The organism is Flavobacterium xanthum (genome assembly GCF_900142695.1).
GTDB classification, from domain to species: Bacteria; Bacteroidota; Bacteroidia; order Flavobacteriales; family Flavobacteriaceae; genus Flavobacterium; species Flavobacterium xanthum.
In genome coordinates, this window is sequence record NZ_FRBU01000006.1 from 110,295 (window position 1) to 134,946 (window position 24,652).

Annotated in this window: 16 protein-coding genes and 1 tRNA gene; 5 read left to right on the forward strand and 12 right to left on the reverse strand. The window is 35.0% G+C overall.

Features of this window, described 5'->3' with window-relative positions:
• Nucleotides 1-14: 14 nt before the first annotated feature.
• The gene (locus BUC11_RS04165; protein ID WP_073352201.1) at nt 15-3,071 is read right to left on the reverse strand and encodes a TAT-variant-translocated molybdopterin oxidoreductase; all 3,057 of its coding nucleotides are present in this window, start codon (nt 3,069-3,071) and stop codon (nt 15-17) included.
• A gap of 29 nt (nt 3,072-3,100) precedes the next feature.
• Nucleotides 3,101-4,435 carry a c-type cytochrome gene (locus tag BUC11_RS04170; protein ID WP_073352203.1) on the reverse strand — a complete coding sequence of 445 codons (1,335 nt, stop codon included), beginning with the start codon at nt 4,433-4,435 and terminating at the stop codon, nt 3,101-3,103.
• Nucleotides 4,436-4,650: 215 nt separating this feature from the next.
• Between BUC11_RS04170 and BUC11_RS04175 the strand changes: the two genes are divergently transcribed.
• Entirely contained in the window at nt 4,651-5,040 is a 390-nt protein-coding gene (locus BUC11_RS04175) for a sporulation protein (RefSeq protein WP_073352206.1), read from the forward strand.
• A 570-nt stretch (nt 5,041-5,610) separates the two neighbouring features.
• On the opposite strand, the gene BUC11_RS04180 is transcribed toward BUC11_RS04175, so the two are convergent.
• From BUC11_RS04180 to rimP, 5 genes are all read right to left on the reverse strand, one after another.
• Complete coding sequence (locus BUC11_RS04180; RefSeq protein WP_139259420.1) at nt 5,611-6,144, reverse strand: STM3941 family protein; 534 nt, start codon at nt 6,142-6,144, stop codon at nt 5,611-5,613.
• A gap of 7 nt (nt 6,145-6,151) precedes the next feature.
• A complete protein-coding gene (locus tag BUC11_RS04185) occupies nt 6,152-6,901 on the reverse strand; it encodes an RHS repeat-associated core domain-containing protein (RefSeq protein WP_073352210.1) in 750 nt (249 codons plus the stop codon).
• 195 nt (nt 6,902-7,096) lie between these two features.
• On the reverse strand, nt 7,097-9,997 hold the full coding sequence (gene infB / locus BUC11_RS04190) for a translation initiation factor IF-2 (protein WP_073352212.1): 2,901 nt from the start codon (nt 9,995-9,997) through the stop codon (nt 7,097-7,099).
• A gap of 112 nt (nt 9,998-10,109) precedes the next feature.
• Nucleotides 10,110-11,363 carry a transcription termination factor NusA gene (nusA, locus tag BUC11_RS04195; protein WP_066080468.1) on the reverse strand — a complete coding sequence of 418 codons (1,254 nt, stop codon included), beginning with the start codon at nt 11,361-11,363 and terminating at the stop codon, nt 10,110-10,112.
• Between the two features lie 13 nt (nt 11,364-11,376).
• Nucleotides 11,377-11,841 carry a ribosome assembly cofactor RimP gene (gene rimP / locus BUC11_RS04200; protein ID WP_073352251.1) on the reverse strand — a complete coding sequence of 155 codons (465 nt, stop codon included), beginning with the start codon at nt 11,839-11,841 and terminating at the stop codon, nt 11,377-11,379.
• 175 nt (nt 11,842-12,016) lie between these two features.
• On the opposite strand from rimP, the gene BUC11_RS04205 reads away from it, so the two are divergent.
• Nucleotides 12,017-12,841 carry a universal stress protein gene (locus BUC11_RS04205; RefSeq protein WP_073352214.1) on the forward strand — a complete coding sequence of 275 codons (825 nt, stop codon included), beginning with the start codon at nt 12,017-12,019 and terminating at the stop codon, nt 12,839-12,841.
• 117 nt (nt 12,842-12,958) lie between these two features.
• On the opposite strand, the gene BUC11_RS04210 is transcribed toward BUC11_RS04205, so the two are convergent.
• A tRNA-Gln gene (locus tag BUC11_RS04210) sits at nt 12,959-13,029 on the reverse strand.
• A 238-nt stretch (nt 13,030-13,267) separates the two neighbouring features.
• On the opposite strand from BUC11_RS04210, the gene BUC11_RS04215 reads away from it, so the two are divergent.
• Both BUC11_RS04215 and BUC11_RS04220 read left to right on the forward strand, forming a co-directional pair.
• Entirely contained in the window at nt 13,268-16,579 is a 3,312-nt protein-coding gene (locus tag BUC11_RS04215) for a glycosyltransferase family 117 protein (RefSeq protein ID WP_073352216.1), read from the forward strand.
• Between the two features lie 177 nt (nt 16,580-16,756).
• Complete coding sequence (locus BUC11_RS04220) at nt 16,757-17,398, forward strand: polysaccharide deacetylase family protein (protein ID WP_073352219.1); 642 nt, start codon at nt 16,757-16,759, stop codon at nt 17,396-17,398.
• A 14-nt stretch (nt 17,399-17,412) separates the two neighbouring features.
• On the opposite strand, the gene BUC11_RS04225 is transcribed toward BUC11_RS04220, so the two are convergent.
• The 3 genes from BUC11_RS04225 to BUC11_RS04235 all read right to left on the reverse strand — a co-directional run bounded on the left by BUC11_RS04225 (nt 17,413) and on the right by BUC11_RS04235 (nt 20,687).
• A complete protein-coding gene (locus tag BUC11_RS04225) occupies nt 17,413-17,709 on the reverse strand; it encodes a thioredoxin family protein (protein ID WP_073352222.1) in 297 nt (98 codons plus the stop codon).
• 74 nt (nt 17,710-17,783) lie between these two features.
• Nucleotides 17,784-19,019, reverse strand: coding sequence for a metallophosphoesterase (locus tag BUC11_RS04230; protein ID WP_073352224.1), 1,236 nt, complete (start codon nt 19,017-19,019; stop codon nt 17,784-17,786).
• Nucleotides 19,020-19,196: 177 nt separating this feature from the next.
• Nucleotides 19,197-20,687 carry a hypothetical protein gene (locus tag BUC11_RS04235; RefSeq protein ID WP_073352226.1) on the reverse strand — a complete coding sequence of 497 codons (1,491 nt, stop codon included), beginning with the start codon at nt 20,685-20,687 and terminating at the stop codon, nt 19,197-19,199.
• A gap of 356 nt (nt 20,688-21,043) precedes the next feature.
• Between BUC11_RS04235 and polA the strand changes: the two genes are divergently transcribed.
• A complete protein-coding gene (gene polA / locus BUC11_RS04240) occupies nt 21,044-23,887 on the forward strand; it encodes a DNA polymerase I (protein WP_073352230.1) in 2,844 nt (947 codons plus the stop codon).
• An 85-nt stretch (nt 23,888-23,972) separates the two neighbouring features.
• On the opposite strand, the gene BUC11_RS04245 is transcribed toward polA, so the two are convergent.
• The gene (locus tag BUC11_RS04245; RefSeq protein ID WP_139259421.1) at nt 23,973-24,572 is read right to left on the reverse strand and encodes a hypothetical protein; all 600 of its coding nucleotides are present in this window, start codon (nt 24,570-24,572) and stop codon (nt 23,973-23,975) included.
• Between the last annotated feature and the right edge of the window lie 80 nt (nt 24,573-24,652).

Consider the following 24,652-nt stretch of genomic DNA (forward strand, 5'->3'; position numbering starts at 1 on the left):
ATTCTTTTTTTGTACTAGGTATTTCTAACTTTAACGTGATAAATCACATTTGGTTTTGTTCCAACATGCTCCAATAAGTGATACATTCTTTCATCAGCAGCTAATTTTGCTATAACTGCTTCTGTATCATTTACATCTCCAAATTTCATTGCTCCATTAGAACAAGCATTTGAACAAGCGGTTTGAAACTCCCCATCAACGACCGGTCTTCCTTCGTTTTTAGCCTTCAAAATAGTTGCTTGTGTCATTTGAATACACATTGAACATTTCTCCATAACTCCACGAGAACGAACATTGACATCTGGATTTAATACCATACGTCCTAAATCGTCATTCATATGATAATCAAATTCACTGTTTTTGTTATACAAGAACCAGTTAAAACGACGTACTTTATATGGACAGTTGTTAGCACAGTAACGAGTACCAACGCATCTGTTATAAGCCATGTGATTCTGACCTTGGCGAGAGTGTGAAGTTGCAGCAACTGGACAAACTGTTTCACAAGGTGCGTGATTACAATGTTGACACATTACCGGTTGAAAAGAAACTTGTGGATTATCGCCCGCTTTCTCCATTTCATTAAATGTAGATAAGGAACTAGACAAACCTGCAATATTTTCTTTTCTTTCATTATCTCCTTCAAAAGTACTTTCAGAAGAATAATATCTATCAATACGCAACCAATGCATATCACGACTTCTTCTTACCTCCGATTTTCCAACAACAGGAACGTTGTTCTCCGCATGACAAGCAATCACACAAGCACCACAACCGGTACAAGCATTTAAGTCAATAGAAAGATTAAAATGGTGACCCGTCGAACGATCAAATGAATCCCATAAATCTACCTTCGTAGCTTCTACTTCTTTATGATCTAAGGATACCATTGGTTGTTCATTCCAAACGTGGGCATCTTTTGTATTGAAAATTTCTAACGAAGTTTCTTTGATGATATCTCCTCGTCCCATTAATGTTTTCTGACCTTGAACACAAGCAAACTCATGTTCTCCTCCAGCTTTGGCTAATGTTACAGATTGAACAGTATTGAAACCTTTATATAGAGCGTAGGCATTTAAACCTACCATCATTTCTTCCTTCAAAGCCGCTTTACGACCGTAACCTAGAGCTAAACCAATAGTTCCAACAGCTTGGCCTGGTTGAACAATAACTGGAACATTTTCCAGTTTCAACCCATCTGCAGTGGTAATAGTAGCATAACTTCCATTTAAACCTCCATTTGCTACAATTTCATTGGAAAGCTCATATTTCTTAGCGTCCGCATTAGAAACAGTAACATAGTTATCCCAAGAAACTCTTGTAATTGGATCTGGAAATTCTTGTAACCAAGGGTTATTCGCCTGTTGTCCGTCACCCAAACCGGTTTTAGTATATAAAACCAACTCTAGTCCTTGTACTGGTTTTGACTGAGCAAGCACGCTTGCGGCAGCACTATAATCAGCAGATCCTGCAGAAACAGCTGGTATAACTCCAACAAAAACTCCATCATGCAATACTTTATTCCAGGAGGAACCTGCAATTGTTGTTGCTGCATTACCCTTAATATAATCATAGAATGTTCCTGAAAGACCATTCAAGGACAATAGAACATCTTGAAATTGTTTTGTATTAAAAAGTGGTCGTATAGTAGGCTGAGTGATTCCGTAAGTACCTTTTGTAAAACTTACATCATTCCATGATTCCAAATAATGCGGAACCGCAGCAGCTACAGTACTTAACAAAGCAGTTTCGTCTTCTTTCAAAGAAAATGCAACCGATGTCTTCACCTTTTTTAGACCTTCAACGAAAGAAGCACTATCCGCGAGAGTATAAACAGGATTGACACCACTCATAATCAAAGTATGAACGCTTCCTGCTTTCATATCAGCTACTAATTGAGCAACTTTTGCATTCGATCCTTTTCTAATTTGTCTTACTCCTAAAGTACTAAAAGCTTCACTAGCTAATGCTTGGTTGATAGCCAAAACTAATAATTGAGCATTTTTATCATTAATACCAGATACTAAAACGCCTTTTGAGCCAGCAGCTTTTAATTGTTGTGCTGCTTTTGTAACTTCTGATTTAAATTTATCTTCTAAACTTACAGTAACGGCAGAACCCGTTACAATGTTGTATATGTGAACTAATGCTAGTTTTTGATTAGCAGTAGACATTGGCAGTCTTTTATCAGCAGCAGCACCAGACAAAGTCATGTTTGCTTCTAACTGAAAATGACGTGACATTTTACCTGCCTTAGGAACTCGTCCTTGCGTATAACTCGAGTCATACCCACCGCCTTGCCAATCCCCAAGAAAATCAGCTCCAACAGAGACAATAAGAGACGCTTTTGCGAAATCGTAATCTACCAAAGCTCTTTCTCCATAAACCGTTTCAAATGCATCCAATGCTTCAGATGAGGATACCGCATCATAAATTACATGTTTAGCATTTGGGTTTTTGCCCACAAACTCAGCAATCAGTTTTTCAGTTGATGGACTAGCCAGCGTATTTGTTAATAGCACAACCTGCCCACCTTTTGCAGCAGCATCAGCTATACTAGATTTAATTTTAGAATCAACAACAGACCATGCAGCGCTTTTACCTTCAACTTTTGGCTCTTTCAAACGCATACTATCATACAAAGACAATATCGACGCATGAATTCTTGCATTGCCACTAAACTTAGCACCGGCCATGGTGTTATTATCTATTTTAATAGGACGCCCTTCACGAGTTTTTATTAAAAGATTAGCAAAATCAAATCCATCAAAAACAGAAGTTGCATAATAATCCGCAACCCCAGGAATGATTTGCTCTGGCTGAAGCACGTAAGGTATTGATTTGTTTACAGGACCTTCGCAAGCTGCAAGCGTAGCCGCTGCAGTACTAAAACCAACGTACTTTAAAAAATCACGACGTGATGTTGATGAAGATGACAAAGCGTCACTATTTCCTAAAAATTCGTCATTAGGAATTTCTTCAACAAATTCGTTATTTTTAAGCGCCTCAACAATAGAACTATTTTTGTCTAGTTCTTCAACACTTTTCCAGTATTTTTTGTTTGATGACATATATAAATATTAAAATCTTAATAATTTGATTAATAATGGCATTTACCACATTCTAAACCTCCCATTTGGGCTGCCGTCAATTTGTCTACGCCGTATTTCTTAGAAAGCTGTTCATGAATTTTAGTGTAGTATTCATTCCCTTCCATTTTAACTTCCGTTTTTCTATGGCAGTTGATACACCAACCCATTGTCAAAGGAGCAAATTGTTTTTGAATTTCATACTCTTGTACTGGACCATGACAAGTTTGACACTCAATACCAGCTACATTAACGTGTTGTGAGTGATTAAAGTAAACAAACGATGGCAAGTTATGAATACGTATCCATTTTACAGGTTCTGTTTTTCCAGTATATTTTTGATTAGTTGCATCCCAGCCAACAGCCTTGTACAACTTTTGAATTTCCGCATCATAAAAAGCTTTAGAATATTCTGGCGTTGCAGTTGTATCTGAAACTTCGCCAATACTTTTATGGCAATTCATACAAACATTCAAGGAAGGAATTCCAGAATGCTTGCTCACTCTAGCAGAAGAGTGACAGTATTTACAGCTGATTCCATTACTTCCGGCATGTATTCTGTGCGAATAATGTATCGGCTGTATTGGAGCATAATCCTGATCAACTCCTATTTGCATTAAAAAACCATAAACAAAATAAGCACTAGCCAGCAATAAAAATACCGCGCTAACTAACACCAAAAATTGATTTCTAGCAAAAGCTTTCCATATAGGCGTTGTTGGAGTTTTCGGAGCTACCTCAATACCATTCGCTTTAGCAACTTTGGACAAAACTTTGTTTACTAAAAACAACATTACTACCAAAATAAGCATCACAAGTGACAAGGCACCTAATATAATGTTGTTTGAAACACCACTATCAGAGGTAGCAGTTCCAGGAACAGCTTCCGTTGCAGTTGCAGTCTTAGGAGTTTCAGCCTTTGGTTCTGAAGTATAAGCAATAATATTGTCTATGTCCCCATCCGTAAGTTGAGGGAAAGCAGACATTACTGCCTTATTGTTTTCCTCATACACCTTTACAGCTTGCGCATCCCCAGATTTAATAAGCTCTGAACTATTACGAACCCATTTATGAAGCCATGAAGCGTCATATTTAGCAGCAATACCTCTAAGCATCGGACCAGTTGCTTTAGCATCTAGTTTGTGACAAGCAGCACAGTTTGCATTAAAAAGCTCTTTACCCTTAACAGGGTCAGCACCTTGTGAAGGAGCTGCAGCATCTGGAGCTGCGGGGTCAACCGCAGGAGTAGCTTCTTGAGCAAATGAAGTAAAGGAAATAGATAGCATCAAAGCTATGCTAAAAAATAATTTCCTTGAGATCGAATTATGGTTACCCACCTTTTTCATATAGTATAATGATTATCTACTAAAAATTGGCACAGTTTTTTCTAAGTGATTTATAAAAACTGATCCTTTATTTTAAAACTTGCACAAAAATACGACTTAAGAACTATTCTCAAAACCTTAAAATAGTCTTAATTTCAATTTATATCTATTCTAAATAACATTTGCTCTTGAGTATCGTTTCTTAAATATTACTTTTGCACAAAAACAATCACATTATGAGAATTTTAGCCCTACGAAAAGCCTTTTTCATCTCACTCACATTCTGCATTTCCTATCTGAACACCAATGCACAAGATGGAAATATATCTGTAAAACAAGACTCCAAATTTGAACAATTTTTAAATGAAAAGAGAAAAACTAATATTTCGAATACTATAAATGATCGTTATAAAATTCAAATATTCAGTGGAGAAAGTGAAAAAGCAAAAAGCACATTGAATGCTTTTAGACAAGAATTTAGAGAAATCGACGGTACTATCTTTTTCTTTACACCTAACTATAAAGTCTGGGTAGGAAATTTTAAAACAAGAATTGACGCAGAACGAAATCTTATAGAAATTAGAAAAAGCTATCCGAATGTGCATTTGATAAAACCTAATAAGTAAAAGTAGCCTTCTTTAAATTAAAACAAGAAACCACTCAATTTGAGTGGTTTCTTGTTTTAATATACTTTGTCTTCCTAGTGTTATCGATCACAATTGGGACGTTTAAGACAGCCTTTTGCAGTTAATCACACCATGAGCCAATATGAGATTGAATAACCCAGTAAACGTTTAATCTTAATACATTTACAAAACGGGGCAATACCCTGAAAAGCAACCTACTCGATAAAATAAAACCAATTAAAATTGAAACGGTTTCCTGTTTTAATTCGTTATATAATGCCGCTGTTTGTGGGTATAGATTGTAAATATGTGGTAGAGTCGCCGAACGATCTAAGCAATCTGGGTTTTACTTCACTGTGTGGGCACAGTTTGCAAAACTGCGCTAACAGCTACACGTACTGCATATCAAGGACGTCGGGGCTAAACGACCAAAAAAAATCACTCGTTAAAGAGTTTTTAGATGCTTTCATTCTAAAAGCAAACTTACAACAGCAACTTTCTTAACATAAAAAAAACGAGCAATTGCTCGTTTTTTTTGTTTATTTATTCTCTAAAATATTACGCCTTTAATTAATGCAAAATCTGTTTACTTTGATTATGGCTTTCTAAGATTAATCGCTCTAATTCATCGAAAGAGCAATCTAAATCCCCAAAAGTAATTATATAAGGTGTACCCATAGATTTTTCATTCATTTTAAAAAAAAGTGAGCTAATTCCTTTTTCATTATTTGGAGTTTCTTTTAAAAATATTGCTATGTAATTGTTATAGTTGTATTTAATTGTTTCTGTTTTACTGATTTCTTCCCATTTGATAAGTTTCTTGTTATATAAGAAAAAACCATTAAATATACCTTGCTCGTCAATTCTTAAGAAAACATCTTTTCGGAAAATACTTTTTATGAGTAAAAATATTACCAAAGCACAAGTTATTATACCAACTATAGAAAATATAATTACCGTATTTTTTGTTGGAAGTAAAAAAAAGGTGTGTTCGGAAGGATAGCGTAAAAAATTTACCAGTCCACATAAGACAAAAATCATCAATAGTATTATTGCAATTCTTTTGAAATAATTTTTATTTTTCTCTATTATTATTGTTTTCATTTGTATGTTATTCATAAGCTTTCTCAACTAAATTTCCTGCTGTTTCACTCGCATAATATCCTGCAAATCCTCCAGCAATGGCTCCTGCAATTGTTCCAATAAATGGTATTGGAATAAGAGTTCCAACTGCTGCTCCTGTCCCAACTGACACAAGCCAACTAACTCCAGCACCAGCCACAACTTTTGCTCCTGCTACCGCCGTATTCTCACCGTTAGTATACCCTGTGTTTTGGTAGTTTTGGTAATCGCCAGTTACTCCTTGCCCAACTTCTATAGTCCCAAGAATAACGGTGGTAGCAATGGAACCATTTTTTATTAATTTACTTACATCAAACGTCTTGATATTTGCTGCACTTCCTCCAGTCCAATTAGATGCATAATATTTAAAACTAATGTTTCGTGGGTTATAACTACCATTGTTAGTTAATCTAAAAGAACCTCCTTGATTGCTAGTTGCGCCTAACACACTAGCTCCATCGCCAATTCTATCATTAAATAAGTTTGCGTTATCTAGTGTGCTACTTTTTTTAGATTTTCCTTGTACAACAACTTCCTTAAGTTCTATAACTTTACTAGCAGTTGTTGTTTCAGGGTCATAAACATATGTATTATTGGGGTCATCAATTAGTGGTTTAAAAGCAGGTGTATTTGGACACGTTGGACAAAGTGCTAGACCTTGATTATCGTTTTCAAACAGACCAGATGGGTCAGACCAGTAAACAGGATTGTTAAAACCAAACCTGTAAGGATTATGCATAGGAGCTAACTCGCTTTATGGGTCAATTACATTAAACCTACCAATAGCAGGGTCGTATTGTCGCCAGTCCATCGCTGTAACATTCAGCCCTAGCTCATCTTGGTACTCCTTGCCATTGTACTTATACTTATAACAACAAAGCTAAAACAAAAAAAATCCCGATTGCTCGGGATTTTTCATAAATATATTAAAATTCTATTTCAATTTCTTCTTAACAGCTACTTCATGGTACGATTCAATAACATCTCTTTCTTCGATGTCGTTGTAACCTTTTACTTGAATACCACAATCATATCCTTTAGCTACTTCTTTTACATCATCTTTGAAACGTTTCAATGCTAACAGTTCTCCTGTAAAGACAACCACACCTTCTCTAATGATTCTCATCTTAGCGCTTCTAACAATTTTACCGTCCATTACCATACATCCAGCAATTGAACCAACTTTAGAAATTTTGAAGATCTCTCTAATCTCTGCTGTACCTAAAATCTCTTCCTTCATTTCAGGAGCTAACATTCCTTCCATTGCATCTTTCAAGTCATCAATAGCCGCATAAATAATAGAGTAGTAACGGATATCAATTTCTTCTTTATCTGCTAATTGTCTTGCATTTCCAGCAGGACGAACATTAAATCCGATGATAATCGCATCTGATGCAGAAGCCAACATTACGTCAGTTTCAGTAATTGCTCCAACCCCTTTATGAATAATATTAATTTGAATTTCTTCAGTAGATAATTTAGAGAACGAATCAGACAATGCTTCAACAGAACCATCCACATCTCCTTTAAGGATAATGTTTAATTCTTTAAATTGACCCAATGCAATTCTACGTCCAATTTCATCCAAAGTAATATGACGTTGTGTACGTACCGATTGTTCACGCATCAATTGAGAACGTTTAGATGCAATTTGTTTCGCTTCTTTTTCGTCTTCAAATATATTGAACTTATCACCCGCAGTCGCTGCTCCATCAAGACCAAGAACTGAAACCGGAGTCGAAGGACCCGCCACAGTTACTATGTTCCCTCTTTCATCATGCATGGCTTTAATTTTACCATGATGCTTACCAGCTAACATATAATCTCCAATTTTCAACGTTCCGTTTTGAACTAATATCGTAGAAACATATCCTTTTCCTTTGTCAAGGAAAGCTTCAACAACAGTTCCAGAAGCCGCTTTATTTGGATTTGCTTTCAAATCTAAAAGTTCTGCTTCTAATAATACTTTTTCTAATAATTCTTTCACACCTGTTCCCACTTTCGCAGAAATATCATGTGATTGAATTTTTCCACCCCAATCTTCAACCAATAAATTCATACCTGCTAATCTTTCTTTTACTTTTTCAGGATTAGCATTTGGCTTATCAATTTTATTGATAGCAAATATAATAGGAACTCCAGCTGCTTGAGCATGGCTAATTGCTTCTTTGGTTTGCGGCATGATGTCATCATCAGCAGCAATCACAATAATAGCAATATCGGTAACTTGAGCACCACGCGCACGCATCGCAGTAAACGCTTCGTGACCCGGTGTATCTAAGAATGCAATTTTTTGTCCGTTATCTAAAGTTACTCCGTAGGCACCAATATGTTGTGTTATTCCTCCAGACTCCCCTGCAATTACGTTTTCTTTACGAATGTAATCCAGTAACGATGTTTTACCGTGATCGACGTGACCCATTACCGTTACAATTGGCGCTCGGAAAACTAAATCTTCTTCTCTGTCCTCAACAACTTGAATCGCTTCTTCGATGTCAACAGTAATAAACTCCACTTCATAACCAAATTCATCTGCAACGATAGTCAAGGTTTCTGCGTCAAGACGCTGGTTCATGGTTACCATGATTCCAAGTGACATACACGTACCGATCACTTTCGTAATTGGCACATCCATCATGATGGCAATTTCACCTACCGTAACAAATTCCGTAACCTTAATGGTTTTACTTCCTTCGTCAATAGCTCTTTGCTCATCATCAGATTTCTGACGGTGCGTATCTCTTTTATCTCTTCTATATTTAGCCGCTTTAGATTTACCACCTTTACCTTGTAGTTTCTCTAAAGTCTCTCTAATTTGATTTTTAACTTCCTCTTCAGTAGGCTCCACTTTTGCAACAATAGCAGGTCTGTTACCTTTAACAAATCCAGGTCTTGAACTTCTATTTGCATTGAATCCGCCACCACCTACATTAGGGGTAATCTTATTCGGGTTTGGTGCACCAGGAACTCCTGGTATTGCTGGCGGTCTTGGAGCACCTGGTTTAGGAGCAATCCTTTTACGCTTATTTTTATTTGCATTGGCTGCAGCCGAACCTGGAGCACCCGGTTTATTCGGAGTGATTTTTGGTTCTTCTTTTTTCTTTTTCGGTTTGTTGAACTGAGATAAATCAATTATCTGACCTGTTAAAGTAGTTCCCGATAGTTTTTGATATTGCGTAGTGATGGTTTCATCAACAGGCGCTTCATCTGCTTTCGCAACCGCTTTTGGTTCAGCAGCAACTTCTTCTTTTGGAGCCTCTGGTTTAACTTCTTTTATTCCAACAATAGGTTTTACCTCTTTTTTGTCTGAAACAATTTTTTCTTCCAAAGCCTTTTCTTGCAACGTTTGTTCTGCAGTTACTTTTTCTGGAGTCACTTCTTTTACAACTGGTTTTACTTCCTGTACCTTAGCAACTGGAGTTTCAACTTTCTCAACTGCTTTTGTAGGCGAAATAATGGAAGGCTTCTTTGGATTCAGATCAATTTTACCCACTTGAACAGGTCCTGCTATAACTGCTCGCGCTTTTATAACCTCCTGTTGTTTTAGACGATCCTCCTCAATTTTGCGTTTGTCTTCAATTTCTTTCTCTCGTTCTAAACGCAAAGCCTCTTTTTCTTTCCTTTTCTCTTCTCCTACTTCTTTTGAAGCTTCTTTATTCCCTTTGTCACCTGCAAACTGACCGCACAAGACCTTGTACACATCATCAGAAATCTTTGTGTTTGGATTTGCCTCAATAGCGATTCCTTTATCTTTTAGATAATCCACAGCTCTTTCCAAAGAAATATTCAATTCCCTTAAAACTTTGTTTATTCTAATAATTCTCTCTTCAGACATACAACCTTTTTATTATTACCTTTTTTGTTATTCCTCACTCTACTCCCGCCTCGGTACCTACCGAGTAAGAATTAATTGTAAAGTGGCATGTTTATCGTTGAAGAAACATTGACTAACTGTCAAATTCCTCTTTCAATATTCTCATTACATCTAAAATCGTTTCCTCTTCTAGGTCTGTTCTTCGTACTAAATCTTCAACATCTTGTTTTAAAATACTTTTTGCAGTATCTAAACCAATTTTTGCAAACTCTTCAATAACCCAGTCTTCAATTTCATCTGAAAACTCTGTTAATTCAACATCATCCTCATCAGCAGTTGCACCAGCAACATCGCCTTCGCGAATAACATCTAACTCATAGCCAGTTAATAAACCCGCTAATTTAATATTATGTCCACCACGACCAATTGCTTTTGAAACTTCTTCAAGCTTCAAGAAAACCTCTGCTCTTTTTGTCTCTTCATTAATTTTAATAGACGATACTTTAGCTGGACTTAATGCTCTAGTAATAAACAATTGAATGTTACTAGTATAATTAATTACATCGATATTTTCATTCCCTAATTCACGAACAATTCCGTGAATACGAGACCCTTTCATACCTACACAAGCTCCTACTGGATCAATTCTATCATCGTAAGAATCAACGGCTACTTTTGCTTTTTCACCTGGAATTCTCACTACTTTCTTAACCATAATTAAACCGTCAAAAACTTCAGGAATTTCTTGTTCAAACAATTTCTCTAAAAACTTCTCCGAAGTTCTAGACATGATGATTTGAGGTTTATTTCCTTTTAATTCAACGCTTTCAATTATTCCTCTAACATTATCTCCCTTGCGGAAAAAATCAGAAGGAATTTGTTTTTCTTTTGGCAAAATGATTTCGTTTCCTTCATCATCAACCAAAATTACAACTCTAGGACGCACATGGTGTACTTCAGCAGTGTATATATCGCCAATTAAATCTTTAAACTGTTTGTAAAGATTTGTATTGTCATGCTCATGAATTTTTGAAATTAAATTTTGGCGTAAAGCTAAAATTGCTCTTCTTCCTAAATCAATTAACTTCACTTCTTCAGAAACTTCTTCACCAATTTCAAAATCAGGCTCGATTTTTCTAGCTTCAGTTAAAGTAATTTCAAGGTGATCAAAATCCAAATCTTCATCAGAAACAATCACTCTTCTTTGCCATATTTCCATATCTCCCTTATCAGGATTTATAATAATATCGAAATTATCATCTGAACCGTATTTTTTTTTCAATGCATTTCTAAATACATCTTCTAAAATTGCCATAAGCGTTACACGATCAATAAGTTTATCATCTTTAAACTCTGAGAATGAATCGATTAATGCTAAATTTTCCATGCGAATTCTTTAATTAAAATGTTACTGTAACAATTGCTTCTTTTATATCTTCATAAGGCAACTTAAGTTCTTTTTGAACTGTTTCTTTACCTTTCCCTACCTTTTTAGGTTCTCTTGCTTCCCAAGACAAAACTACAAAATCATCATTAGCTTCTACTAATTCTGCCTCAATTATTTCTGTCCCAGTCTTTACAATCAAAGTTCTCCCGACATTTTTCTTGTATTGCCTTACTAATTTCAATGGCGACCCAACCCCTACCGAAGCTACTTCTAAGGAATAATCTTGTTCTTCCCGATCCAAATCATTGTCTATAAAACGACTTACATCTATACAATCCTGAAGCGCTACTCCATTATCACCATCTACAGTCACAATAACCTTAAAAGCATCAGTGATAACAAGGTCTATCAAAAAAATTGATGGCTTTTCTAAAAGGCATTCTGCCAATAACGTATTTACTTTTTCTTTAAATGTCATATTTTTATAAAAAGAGGGGACATTTAGTCCCCTCATTATCTAGATTTTAATAAATAACGGTGCAAATATAGTGTTTTTTTTATAAACTAAAATAATCACTTGGTGTAAAATAATTTCTTACCTTTAAAAGTCAATTAAAACAACCGTTTTTACCATAATTTAACACTTTCTTATTATGAAACGTATTTTAGTTCCCACCGATTTTTCTGAACATGCCGAAAAAGCTTTAAAGGCAGCAGCATTGATTGCAAAAATAACTAAATGCGAACTATTTATCTTGCATTTATTAGAAATACCGAATCAGATGAACGATGCAATAACAGGAGGCAACGGCATTCCTGAAGAAACACTGTTTTTTAAAAAAGCCAATGAAAAACTACAAAAAACCAAAGACCAACCCTACTTAGCTGGAATTTCCGTACACGCTTCCGTTCAATACGAAAGAGCTTTTAGTGGCATTTTAGCCTTTAATAAAAAAAATAAAATTGATCTCATCGTAATGGGATCTCACGGAACCTCTGGCATTGAAGAGCTTTTGCTCGGCTCCAATACTGAAAAAGTGGTGCGCCTCTCTGAAATACCCGTTTTAGTCATCAAAAAAGAGGTAGGCGAATTAAAATTCAAAAACATGGTTTTCGCTTCTGATTTTTCACCAGAAACGAAAAAACCTTTTACCAAAATGCGAGATTTTGCCGCAATTTTTGAGGCAAATTTATTTTTAGTTTTTATCTGCACCCCAAACAGCTTTAAGACTACTCTTGACGCGGAAAAAATAATGAACAAGTTCATCAAGAACTACGACATTCAAAACTACTCTTTACACATTTTTAATGACACTAATATCGAAAACGGAATTGTCAATTTTTCAAAAACTATCGATGCTGATTTAATAGGACTATGCACCCATGGCAGAACTGGATTGGCTCATTTTTTCACTGGAAGCATCAGCGAAGACTTAGTCAATCATGTTACAAAACCCATCATCACCTTCAAAATCTAACTCCTGATTAACTTCCATCTTGTAAATAGCATTTATAATTTAAAGAAAAAAAAATTCAATAGGAATTTCTTAAATGTATTCCATAAAAAAAGCCCCTCAAGATTGAGGGGCTTTCTGTTGGTCTACAAGGACTCGAACCTTGAACGACTGCACCAAAAACAGTTGTGTTACCATTACACCATAGACCAGCATTGCTGCTAAGCGAGTGCAAATTTAAAATAATATTTAGTTTGTACAAACTTTTTTAGCCTTTTTATAAAAAAAAATTTGCCTTAATTTGAATTTAGAACTAGGATATGATGAAAAAACCTCACAATCAACACGTTATTAAATTGCAATACTTTTCCAGAAAATAATGTTAATGCTACTACGGTTAAACAAAAAAACATTTTCTTTGTAACTTACAATTAAATTAAATTTTAGTACATGGATAAAGCAGCATTCAATTTCAATAAATGGAATACCATCATTGGTTGGCTTACATTTGGAATCGCATTATTAACCTACACTTTGACTGTTGAACCTACCATGAGTTTTTGGGATTGTGGCGAATACATTGCTACTGCAGCAAAATTAGAAGTTGGACACCCACCAGGAGCTCCATTATATCAAATGATTGGTGCTTTTTTCGCCATGTTTGCTACTGATGACACTAAAATTGCCTTAATGGTCAATATGATGTCCGTATTCTCCAGTGCCTTTACCATTTTATTTTTGTTTTGGTCCTCATCCATGGTGCTAAAAAAATTAGTTTCTCGCTTTTCAGACTCAAATTTAAAAGAGGAACCGCTTAAGCAACTAAATAAAAGTAATGAAATTGTAATATTAGGAAGTTCATTTGTTGGCGCTTTAGCTTATACATTCTCTGATAGTTTTTGGTTTAACGCTGTGGAGGCCGAAGTTTACGCGATGGCTTCTTTATTTATTGCGTTGCTATTTTGGCTGGGTTTACGCTGGGAACAAGACATGGATAAACCAAGAGGGAACAAATGGTTATTAATTATTTCTCTTGTTGTTGGACTTTCTTTCGGAGTTCACTTTATGGCGTTATTAACAATTCCTGCTATTGGTTTTCTTTATTTTTTCAAAAATTATAAAGTTGTTACTCTTAAAAGTTTTCTTATTGCCAATGTAGTAGTAATAGCTATTTTACTTTTTATTTTCAAATTACTTCTTCCTATGACCATGGGATTCTTTGGTAAAACCGAAGTCTTTATGGTGAATAGTCTAGGATTACCATTTGATTCAGGAACTCTATTTGTTACTGTTTTACTGGTAGCCTTGTTTTATTTTGGATTAAAATACACCAACAACAAAGGTCTTGCAACTGCCAACACCTTAATTCTATGCATCCTTTTTATCCTAATTGGTTTTTCTACATGGACGATGTTACCGATTCGTGCCAACGCCAATACTGTGATTAACGAAAACAAACCTTCTGATGCTCGTGAAGTTCTTGCCTACTACAATAGAGAACAATACGGAGTAAATCCACTGTTTTACGGCCCTCAATACACCGAAGGATTTGCTGGTTTAGACAAAGACAATCCCTATCTAGACAAAGCACCCAACTACGAAAGAGATTATAAGACCAACACCTACGTTATTGTAAATAATTTCAAAAATGCAGATCAAAATACAGATGATAACCACAAAACGATTTTACCAAGAATGTGGAGTGGTGACCATATTGAAAATTATATGAATTTTACAAATCCTCCTGAGTTTAGGTTAAACCCTAATTATGCTTATGAGGATGATTTAGCTAAATACGGCATTGATCCAAGTCAGCTAAGTGAGGAAGATTATAACAAAGCTATTGCACAACTGAAAAACGAAACACAGAAAACCATAAATGAATTCAGACAAGCCTACGCACAAAAACAAATTGATAATGAAGGGTATATTAAGTTCCTGAAAAGCTATGGTGATTATCTTATCGTTGAGAAACCTGCAACCTTGGACAATCTAGGTTTTATGGTTGAATACCAGTTTGGGTATATGTACTGGAGGTATTTAATGTGGAACTTTGTTGGTCGTCAAAATGATATTCAAGGAAGATACGATTATCTCGATGGTAACTGGCTTAGTGGAATATCATTTATAGATGAATTGCATTTAGGAAGCCAAGAGAACCTACCTTCGGATGTGTTGAATAATAAAGGACGAAATGTCTATTTCTTCCTGCCATTTATTCTTGGTCTAATTGGTTTAATGTACCATGCGAATAAAGATCTTAAAAGCTTTTATGTACTCCTTGCTTTATTTCTATTTACTGGAATAGCATTGAAAATTTACTTAAATGAAAGACCATTTGAGCCTCGAGAAAGAGATTATGCTTTAGTGGGTTCTTTTTATGTATTTGCAATTTGGATAGGTTTTGGGGTTTACGCCTTATATGAAAGTGCGCAAAAATATTTAGCCCCAAAAATTGCCGGTCCACTTATAATCGCAGCAAGTTTATTAGCCGCTCCTGTACTTATGGCTTCTCAAAACTGGGATGACCACGATCGTTCTGGAAAATACACTGCTGTAGCGATGGCAAAAGCATACCTTACCTCCTGTGACCCTAATGCAATTTTGTTTACCATTGGTGATAACGATACTTTTCCGCTTTGGTACGCTCAAGAAATTGAAAAAGTACGAACGGATGTCAAAATCGTAAATACAAGTTTGTTTATGACAGATTGGTACATTGACCAAATGAAAACTAAAACGTACGAATCGGATCCATTACCCATTTCTTTTACACACGATCAATATGTAGGCGACAAACTGGACTATGTAGCCCACATTCCTAAAATTGAAAGCCGTTGGGATATAAAAGATTTTATCGATTTTATTAAAAATCCAAAATCAACTGTTGAAATGCAAAACGGTCAAACCATTCATTTTTATCCTACGAATAAAATCAGAATTCCAGTTAACAAAGACATTATCATCAAAAACAAAGTTGTTTCCCCTAAATACAATGACTCTATAGTTCCATACATTGACTTGGACATTAAAGGCAATGCCTTATATAAAAATAGACTAATGATGCTTGATATCGTTGCCAATAACAATTGGAAACGCCCTATTTACTTTAGTGGAGGTGCATTTGATAATGAAGATTATATCTGGATGAAAGAATACCTTCAATTAGAAGGTATGGTTTATAAATTAGTTCCAATAAGAACCATCATCCCTAAAGATGGAGGTCCACTTGAAATGGGACAAATTGATGCCGATAAAATGTATGCCAAAGTAATGAAATGGGATTGGGGAAATAGCGAAAGCCCAACCATTTATCATGATCCAGAGACCCGAAGAAATAGCATAACCTACCGAACCAATCTCTCAAGATTAATGAATCAGCTAATTCTTGAAGGACAAAAAGACAAGGCAAAAAACATTATCGATTTGGCTATGACAAAAATGCCAGTGGAATATTTCGAATATTATTCCTTAGTAGAACCTTTCGCTGGTGGATATTACAAAATTGGCGAAAAAGTAAAAGCACAGCAATTACTAAAAAAACTAGTGGGTAAGTACCAAGAGAACCTCAACTATTACGGCAACCTTAAATCTTCTGAGCAAAGCAGTATTGCGACTCCTATCATAATCGATATTGAGCGCTACCGAAGTCTCTTGCAGGTGATGAAAGAGAACGGCGACCTGGATTTCTACAACACAAACAGAATCACGTTCAACACTTACATTAAAATGTTTGAACGTTTTGGCCGTGAAAAAGAATAATTTTAAGTAGAAAGTAAGACGAGGAGTTGCTTATAAATTTATGACACAGTAAATTTATAAGCAACTCCTCGTCTCTTTTTAAAAATCAAGGCAGAAATAATTTGCAAAAAACAGACTACTTCTTAGTTTCGATTAAATAAAAACCAGCATTTTATTTATGTCCCTAATTTTCAACTGATGAGCTTCTACTGGATAAAGACCAACTGGATCATAAAAAAGATATTTTCTAATTATATATGGGATGTTTCCAATACTGAAAATATCGTTTACCTTACATTTGACGATGGCCCTGTCCCTGAAGTTACAGGATGGGTTTTGGAAGAATTAAAAAAATACGATGTAAAAGCAACTTTCTTTTGCATAGGAGAGAATATCAAAAAAAACTCAGCCCTATTTAAAAAAGTAATTAATGCTGGCCACGGAGTAGGAAACCACACCTTTAATCATCTAAATGGTTGGAAAACAGAAACGGAAGCTTACGTAGAAAACACAAAACGTTGTGAAGATGTCATTCAAAGCAATAGTAATTACACTTTAAAATCTAAACTATTCCGCCCCCCTTACGGCAAATTAAAAAGGTCCCAAGGAAGAGAAATACGAGCATTAGGATATGAAATAATTATGTGGGATGTACTGAGTGCGGACTTCGACACGACCATCGCCAAAGAAAAATGTTTAGATAATGTTCTATCAAATATAAAACCAGGGAGTATTATTGTTTTTCATGACAGCATAAAAGCATTCAAAAACCTCGAATACGTGTTACCAAAAACACTGGCTTTTTTAAAAAATAATAATTTTCAATGTGCTCTTTTATAAAATAACAAATGCTGTTACAATTGTTCCTGAACGATTCCAATAAGCGTATTGGCATCTAATTCTCCAGACTGTCTCCAGATCATTTGACCTTGTTTGTAAATCATCAAAGTAGGCAAGCCTTTGATGCGTAGGGCATCCGCTAACTCTTGATTTTTATCTACATCAATTTTTATGACTTTTGCTTTATCGCCAAGTGCAGCGGCTACATCTCTGATAACAGGATGCATTGAAACTGAAGATTCGTTCCATTCTGTGTAAAAATCGATTAACACAGGTACTTGAGTATTTATAAGTTCTCCAAATTTTGACATAAAACCAAAAATTTAATTTTTTAAAATTCACTAAAAAGAGATATTTATTTTACAAATGTAGCATTTTTAACGTATTATGCCACATTAACACCTTTTTTTAGTTCAATGACTGTTATTTCCGGCATAATACCTACTCTACCTGGGTAAGCATGAAAACCAAAACCTCTATTAACGTAAACGTATCTTCCTAGGTTTTCATATAAACCCGCCCATTGTTTATAGACGTACTGTGCCAAACTCCATTTAAAGTATCCTGGGATTTCAATACCAAATTGCATTCCATGGGTATGTCCAGAAAGTGTAAGATGATAATGTTTATCGTCATGTTGCACCACATGTTCCCAATGCGAAGGATCATGGCTCATCAAAATCTTGAAATCTTCTTTCTTTAATTGCCCTGAAGCCTTGCTTAAATCTCCGGCTTGTTTAAAATTATGACCCCAGTTCTCAACACCTACTAAGGCTATTTTATCTTCTCCTTTTTGGATAAAAGTATGTTCATTCAACAATAAATTGAACCCTATTTCCCCGTATAGGTTTTTTATAGCTTGAAAATTATCTTCTTTTGCGGCCTCCGTTGGCCACGTAACATATTCTCCATAATCGTGATTCCCCAAAACCGAATATTTACCATATTCGTGCTTTTTAATTTTATTGAATGTTTCTATCCAAGGATGCATTTCCTTTGCATCCGTATTCACGATATCGCCTGTAAACAAAATAAGATCTGAATTTTGCTCATTTACCAAATCAATGGCATAATTAATTTTTTCTGGATTATCAAAACTGCCACTGTGAACATCTGATATTTGAGTAATCGTAAAGCCATCAAAAGCATCTGGTAAATCAGGGAAAAAGATGCGTTGTTTGATTACTTTATAATTGTATTTTCCAACGGTTACCCCATAAATTAATGACAGAAAAGGGACTGCTGCTAATCCCAGTCCTATTTGACTCACAAACTTTCTTCGGGAATTAAGGAAATCTGCACTCTTGTCATAATCGACAAAAAAATTAACGGATCCTACACACAACCTGTAGATGTCTTCCCCCATTAATGTAAGTGTCAAAATTAATTTTGGAACATAAACAATCAGTAGCAAACCCATGGTAAACATCATTTGTTGTGTTTGCCCTACGCTTCGGTCAAATTGCATTAAAGAATAGACAATATATACTAAAAATAAGAGGCTAATAAACTGGATTGAAAACAATGCTGGCTTTGATTTTATCAAAGTTTTTAACACTTGAAAGGTGTAAAGCTCAATAATGAGAAGAATTAAACACAAGAATACGATACGAAAGATCATTATAAAAAAATTTTTAACAAAATAACAAAACAATTTACTGAAATGGTTTTTTATTAGTTAAAGTTTAACGGTTGATTAAAGTGTAAAAGCGCTGTTAGGTTCAAAATTATTCAACAAAAATAAAAACCGCATTACTTTAAATTTCAAGTAATGCGGTTTTTAGATTGTGTACTTTCACTATTTTGCAACTAATGTCATATTTGGAGTTACAATACTATCCCCACTATTTGTCGAAGAATACCTTTGCACATAAACCTCTATAAAATCACCATTTGACAACTCCACCAATGCATTTAATGGCAAGACCACAATATCGCCATTTGTTGCACCACGACCATATATTTTATATTGTGCAACAGCCGTTCCATTTTTAGCAACATAAAGTATATAAGTGCTTAAATTTTGAACTTGAAAAGAAATAGATCCCGTAACTTGAATGAACTTTTTCTTGTTGCCTTCATATATTAATTTATTGCTAACACCGCCTGTAGAAAATCGAAATAAGTTTGATGAAGTGGAAACTCCCACAACCTTTATAATAACGGTTGGATTTGCCCCAGAAAAACTTGTTAAAGCACCTGAACCAACTGCATAATCTACTGAAAACTCACCCACCGCACTAGCATCATCTTCTCTAGGAATTCCAGCTGCATTTACCATCCATTTATTATTAAAATTGTAACCTGTATAACTTCCCGTAGTGTAACCTTTAACGTATTTGCCCGTAGTAAGAGTTCCTGTAAAAACAACATCTCTCATAACAGCATCTCCACTTATTGTGGGATTAATAGAAACATCAAATCCTACATTGGCCCCACTAATTTCACTAAAACCACCTTGCTTTTGCACTAGACCAAAGGTGCCCTCTAGTTTTTCATAAGTACCACTATTATCGCTAAACCAACCCATATTACTCAATAACAATTTGCTTATATCTTTATAAATAATTCCGTTCGCATTCCCGGCGTATTGTACAATACTTAGAAATACTAATGAAAAATTTTCGATCTTACCTACATTAGCTGAACCAACTACTATAGCATCTCTAAATATAAAATTTTGATTGCCACCACCAGTAATATTAAATACATTACCCGCTGTTGCTGTTAAAGTCAGCACTCTTATTGAACCTCCTGTTGTCCCCGTAAAGAGATCTCCACTTGCTTTAACCAATTTATCATCGCTCGAATCTAAACCAGCGACATAAGCATTATTTAGCTCTATAGGTAAGTCTACATTGATTGTTCCATTAATTTCATATAAAGTTTGAGTATCTAGTAAATACTTTGTATTCCCTCCTGCCAACTTTTCCGCAGCTAAAACTGTCGCTAAAACATCTGAAGATTTAATACGTTTAAACTTTAATCTCCCTGTAGTGGCACTATTGATTACATTCCATGAGGTTATTGCTGAATTGTAGTGGTAAAACGATTTCAAATCGATGTCATAAACCATTAATCCATCAGCTGGCGACGCAATAGCCGTTCGTTGTGCCGTTGTCATTCTAGGGGTCAACATTCCTTGAGTTGTCGATGAAACATCTAAAACAGAACTTGCGTTTGGTGTTATCGTGCCTATGCCCACCTGGCCAAACACATTTGTTGTTATTATCATGAAAAATAACAAACAGGCTTGCAAAACCTTTGTAGTAGCGTAATTTTTTTTCATAATAAATAAAATAAAAGATTAAATAATAGAGAATAAAATGGATTCTCAAAACCATTTAGTAAAATTAAACAATATGTCGATTAAATACATATTATGTCGACCAAATACACGTTTTTAATTATAACATATTATTATTCTTATATTTTAAAATAAATTAAAAATAGCCATTTGCTATTTATAGCTATTTTCTTTCGAGCGAAACAATACGGAATAATAACTAAAAAAATACACACTAATTTAATTTTCATTAGTTTGAAATTAGTTTGTGTTGCAGATAAAAACAGAAATTTTTCAAACCAGCTCTCCTTTATCTCACAAGTTTTGTACTTTTGAAAACTTTACAAAAATCACATTTCATGTCACAACAAAAACGCCTGTTCCTTCTAGATGCTTATGCCTTAATCTTTAGAGGATATTATGCTTTCATAAAAAACCCACGAATCAATTCTAAAGGAATGGACACTTCAGCCATCATGGGATTTATGAATTCGTTAATGGACGTAATAAAAAGAGAAAAACCAGATCATTTAGCCGTCGCTTTTGATAACGGCGGAAGCCAATTAAGAAACGAGATTTTTCCGGCGTACAAAGCACATCGCGATGCTACACCAGAAGCCATAAAAATTGCCATTCCCTACATTCAACAGTTGTTGAAGGCCATGCACATTCCCATAATTGAAGTCAAGGGCTTTGAAGCCGATGATTTAATTGGAACTATTGCCAAGCAAGCCGAAAAACAGAATTACAAAGTCTTTATGGTAACTCCCGATAAAGATTTTGCACAACTGGTTTCTGAAAATATATTTATGTACAAACCTGCCCGAATGGGTAATGGAATAGAAATTTGGGGTGTTCCTGAGGTTTTGGCAAAATTCGAAATTGAAAGACCCGATCAAGTAATCGACTTCCTAGGCATGATGGGTGATGCAGCCGATAATATTCCCGGACTTCCTGGCGTAGGCGAAGTTACTGCTAAAAAATTCTTGAAGGAATTTGGAACCATGGACAATCTTTTAGCTAATACCGATAAGCTAAAAGGTAAAATGAAAGAAAATATTGAAGCCAATAAAGAAAAAGGATTATTATCTAAAACGCTAGCGACAATTATCATTGATTGCCCTGTCGTTTTTGACGAGACAGATTATGAGTTATCCACTCCTGATGTTGAAAAAACAGATGCACTATTCAATGAATTAGAGTTCAGAAGAATGGCAGAGCAATTTGATGCCATTTTCAAAAAAGGAGGTACTGCAACAACCAATTCTAATCCTGTTGACGAAACCAAATTATACAAAAAACCACAGCCAAAAAACGAAGATCAGTTTGATCTTTTTGGCAGTGCTATAGCAGATGATTCCTCAGAAGAAACACGCCATCAATTTTATAATACTTTAGAAAATACGGCTCATTCGTATCAAATTATTCAAGGGGATTTAGGATTGAAATTGCTGTTACAAAATTTGCAAAAACAATCTTCAGTTTGTTTTGATACCGAAACAACCGGACTTGATGCTTTGCATGCCGAATTAGTGGGAATTTCGTTTTCTTTTGAAAAAGGAAAAGGATTTTATGTTCCATTTCCCGAAAATCAAGAGGAAGCACAAACTTTAATCGACAAATTCATTCCATTTTTCGAAAATGAAAGCATCGAAAAAATTGGTCAAAATTTAAAATACGATTTAAAAATCCTTTCCAATTATAATATTACCGTAAAAGGAAAATTATTCGACACCATGATTGCCCATTATCTGATTAATCCGGATATGCGTCATAATATGGATATTTTAGCAGAAACGTACTTAAAATATGCGCCACAATCCATTGAAACTTTAATTGGCAAAAAAGGGAAAAACCAGAAATCAATGCGTGATGTTGCATTGGAAGAAATAAAAGAATACGCCGTTGAAGATGCTGATGTAACCTTGCAACTTAAGGAAATATTCACTTTGGAATTAGACAAAACTGGAACTAAAAAACTTTTTGAGGAGATCGAAATTCCGTTAGTAAAAGTCTTGGCTGATATGGAAAAAGAAGGAATTCGGTTAGACGTTCCCTTTTTGAAATCCTTATCACAAGAATTAGACACCGACATCAAAACGCTGGAAGCAACTATTTTTGACATTGCAGGCGAAAAATTCAATTTGGCTTCTCCAAAACAATTGGGAGATATATTATTTGAAAAACTGAAACTGGGTGGAGCCAAACAAAAGAAAACTAAAACGGGTCAATATGCTACTGGCGAGGAAATCCTTAGTTTCTTGGCAAAGGACAACGAAATCGTTTCGGCAATATTAGACTGGCGTTCGCTTATAAAACTGCAGAATACGTATGTAGATGCATTGCCTTTGCAAGTAGATGCGGTCACGAAACGAATACACACAGATTATATGCAAACCGTTGCTGCAACAGGACGTTTGAGTTCTACCAATCCGAATTTACAAAACATCCCTATTCGTACCGAACGTGGACAGCAGATTAGGAAAGCATTTGTAGCCCGTGATGAAAACTACACCTTAGTTTCTGCCGATTATTCTCAAATAGAATTGCGTGTCATTGCAGCGTTAAGTGGTGAAGAAAATATGATCAAGGCATTCCAAAATCATGAAGACATTCATAAATCTACCGCTTCAAAAGTCTTTAATGTACCGCTTGAAGAAGTGACTCGCGAACAACGAAGTCACGCCAAAACGGTAAATTTTGGAATTATTTACGGGGTTTCGGCTTTTGGTTTGAGCAATCAAACCAACTTATCTCGCAAAGAGAGCGCTGATTTAATTGAAGCTTATTATCAAACCTATCCAAGATTAAAATCCTATATTCAAGAACAAATAGATTTCGCTAGAGAGAACGGTTATGTGCAAACTATCCTTGGTCGTCGTCGTTATTTGAAAGATATCAATTCACAAAACGCAATTGTTCGTGGTGGTGCAGAACGAAATGCGGTGAATGCGCCGATACAAGGAAGTGCTGCTGATATCATTAAAATTGCAATGATAAATATCCATGAAAAACTAACTTCTGAAAACTGGAAAAGTAAAATGCTACTTCAAGTACATGATGAATTGGTATTTGATGTACACAATGATGAGCTTGAAAAAATTCAACCGTTGATCAAACATGAAATGGAAAATGCTTTTAAACTAGATGTTCCTTTGGACGTAGATTTAGGAGTTGGAAAAGATTGGCTCGAAGCGCATTAAAATTATCTTCCTTTATACTCATAAAAAAAATCTCTAATGGTTTTAAATGATTAGAGATTTTTTTTGTTGATAGTTGTTTTCAAAACTAGAAATTCCAAGAAAAAGTTACCAGAAAATATCTTGGCAGTAAAGTGCTTCTAAAAATAGTGGTAGAATAATCGTTATTCTGAATTTGCTCAAAATTTTTCTCATTAAATAAATTTTTCAATTCCACACCTATCCGCCACTTATTCTGCTTGGCTTGATAATCGAATCTACTGTTTAGAAATAAAAAATCTACACTTTTATCTTCACTATTTGGAAGAAAATAATCCGCAGAAACAGTCCATTTCCATCGTTTAAACGGACGCACCAAAACGCTAAAGGTTTCTTGAAAGCTAGAATTAGTGAACTGTTGCTGTTGACCTTGACTTTTTGCAACTGAATTTTGAAAAATAGAAGTACTTTCGAAATTCAAAGCAAAGTCAAATGCAGTTTTAAAGAATAATTCATTTCTAAAAAAATTAATTTCATTACTTCTTAATTCCGAATTATTTACAATGTTTTTAAAATTAGAATAATTGAAGGTGGAAGTCAATTTAAATGTAGATTCTAAAAACGGAATGTATTTTGAAACTCTCAGGTTTGCAGATAGATCGTTTGTCCATTCCGGCAAAAAGAAATTATTAATTATGCTGCTCCCCAAAAAACGTACAACTTTTTGTGTGAATTTAAGATAGGATTAAAAACCTTAAATTAGCAGAATTATGTCAAGAACAAGAAGAG

What these genes read in the sequence shown, in the direction of transcription:
- BUC11_RS04165 (WP_073352201.1), bottom strand. Translation starts at nt 3,071, where the DNA reads ATGTCATCAAACAAAAAATACTGGAAAAGTGTTGAAGAACTAGACAAA.
- BUC11_RS04170 (WP_073352203.1), bottom strand. Translation starts at nt 4,435, where the DNA reads ATGAAAAAGGTGGGTAACCATAATTCGATCTCAAGGAAATTATTTTTT.
- BUC11_RS04175 (WP_073352206.1), top strand. Translation starts at nt 4,651, where the DNA reads ATGAGAATTTTAGCCCTACGAAAAGCCTTTTTCATCTCACTCACATTC.
- BUC11_RS04180 (WP_139259420.1), bottom strand. Translation starts at nt 6,144, where the DNA reads ATGAAAACAATAATAATAGAGAAAAATAAAAATTATTTCAAAAGAATT.
- BUC11_RS04185 (WP_073352210.1), bottom strand. Translation starts at nt 6,901, where the DNA reads ATGCATAATCCTTACAGGTTTGGTTTTAACAATCCTGTTTACTGGTCT.
- infB (WP_073352212.1), bottom strand. Translation starts at nt 9,997, where the DNA reads ATGTCTGAAGAGAGAATTATTAGAATAAACAAAGTTTTAAGGGAATTG.
- nusA (WP_066080468.1), bottom strand. Translation starts at nt 11,363, where the DNA reads ATGGAAAATTTAGCATTAATCGATTCATTCTCAGAGTTTAAAGATGAT.
- rimP (WP_073352251.1), bottom strand. Translation starts at nt 11,841, where the DNA reads ATGACATTTAAAGAAAAAGTAAATACGTTATTGGCAGAATGCCTTTTA.
- BUC11_RS04205 (WP_073352214.1), top strand. Translation starts at nt 12,017, where the DNA reads ATGAAACGTATTTTAGTTCCCACCGATTTTTCTGAACATGCCGAAAAA.
- BUC11_RS04215 (WP_073352216.1), top strand. Translation starts at nt 13,268, where the DNA reads ATGGATAAAGCAGCATTCAATTTCAATAAATGGAATACCATCATTGGT.
- BUC11_RS04220 (WP_073352219.1), top strand. Translation starts at nt 16,757, where the DNA reads ATGAGCTTCTACTGGATAAAGACCAACTGGATCATAAAAAAGATATTT.
- BUC11_RS04225 (WP_073352222.1), bottom strand. Translation starts at nt 17,709, where the DNA reads ATGTCAAAATTTGGAGAACTTATAAATACTCAAGTACCTGTGTTAATC.
- BUC11_RS04230 (WP_073352224.1), bottom strand. Translation starts at nt 19,019, where the DNA reads ATGATCTTTCGTATCGTATTCTTGTGTTTAATTCTTCTCATTATTGAG.
- BUC11_RS04235 (WP_073352226.1), bottom strand. Translation starts at nt 20,687, where the DNA reads ATGAAAAAAAATTACGCTACTACAAAGGTTTTGCAAGCCTGTTTGTTA.
- polA (WP_073352230.1), top strand. Translation starts at nt 21,044, where the DNA reads ATGTCACAACAAAAACGCCTGTTCCTTCTAGATGCTTATGCCTTAATC.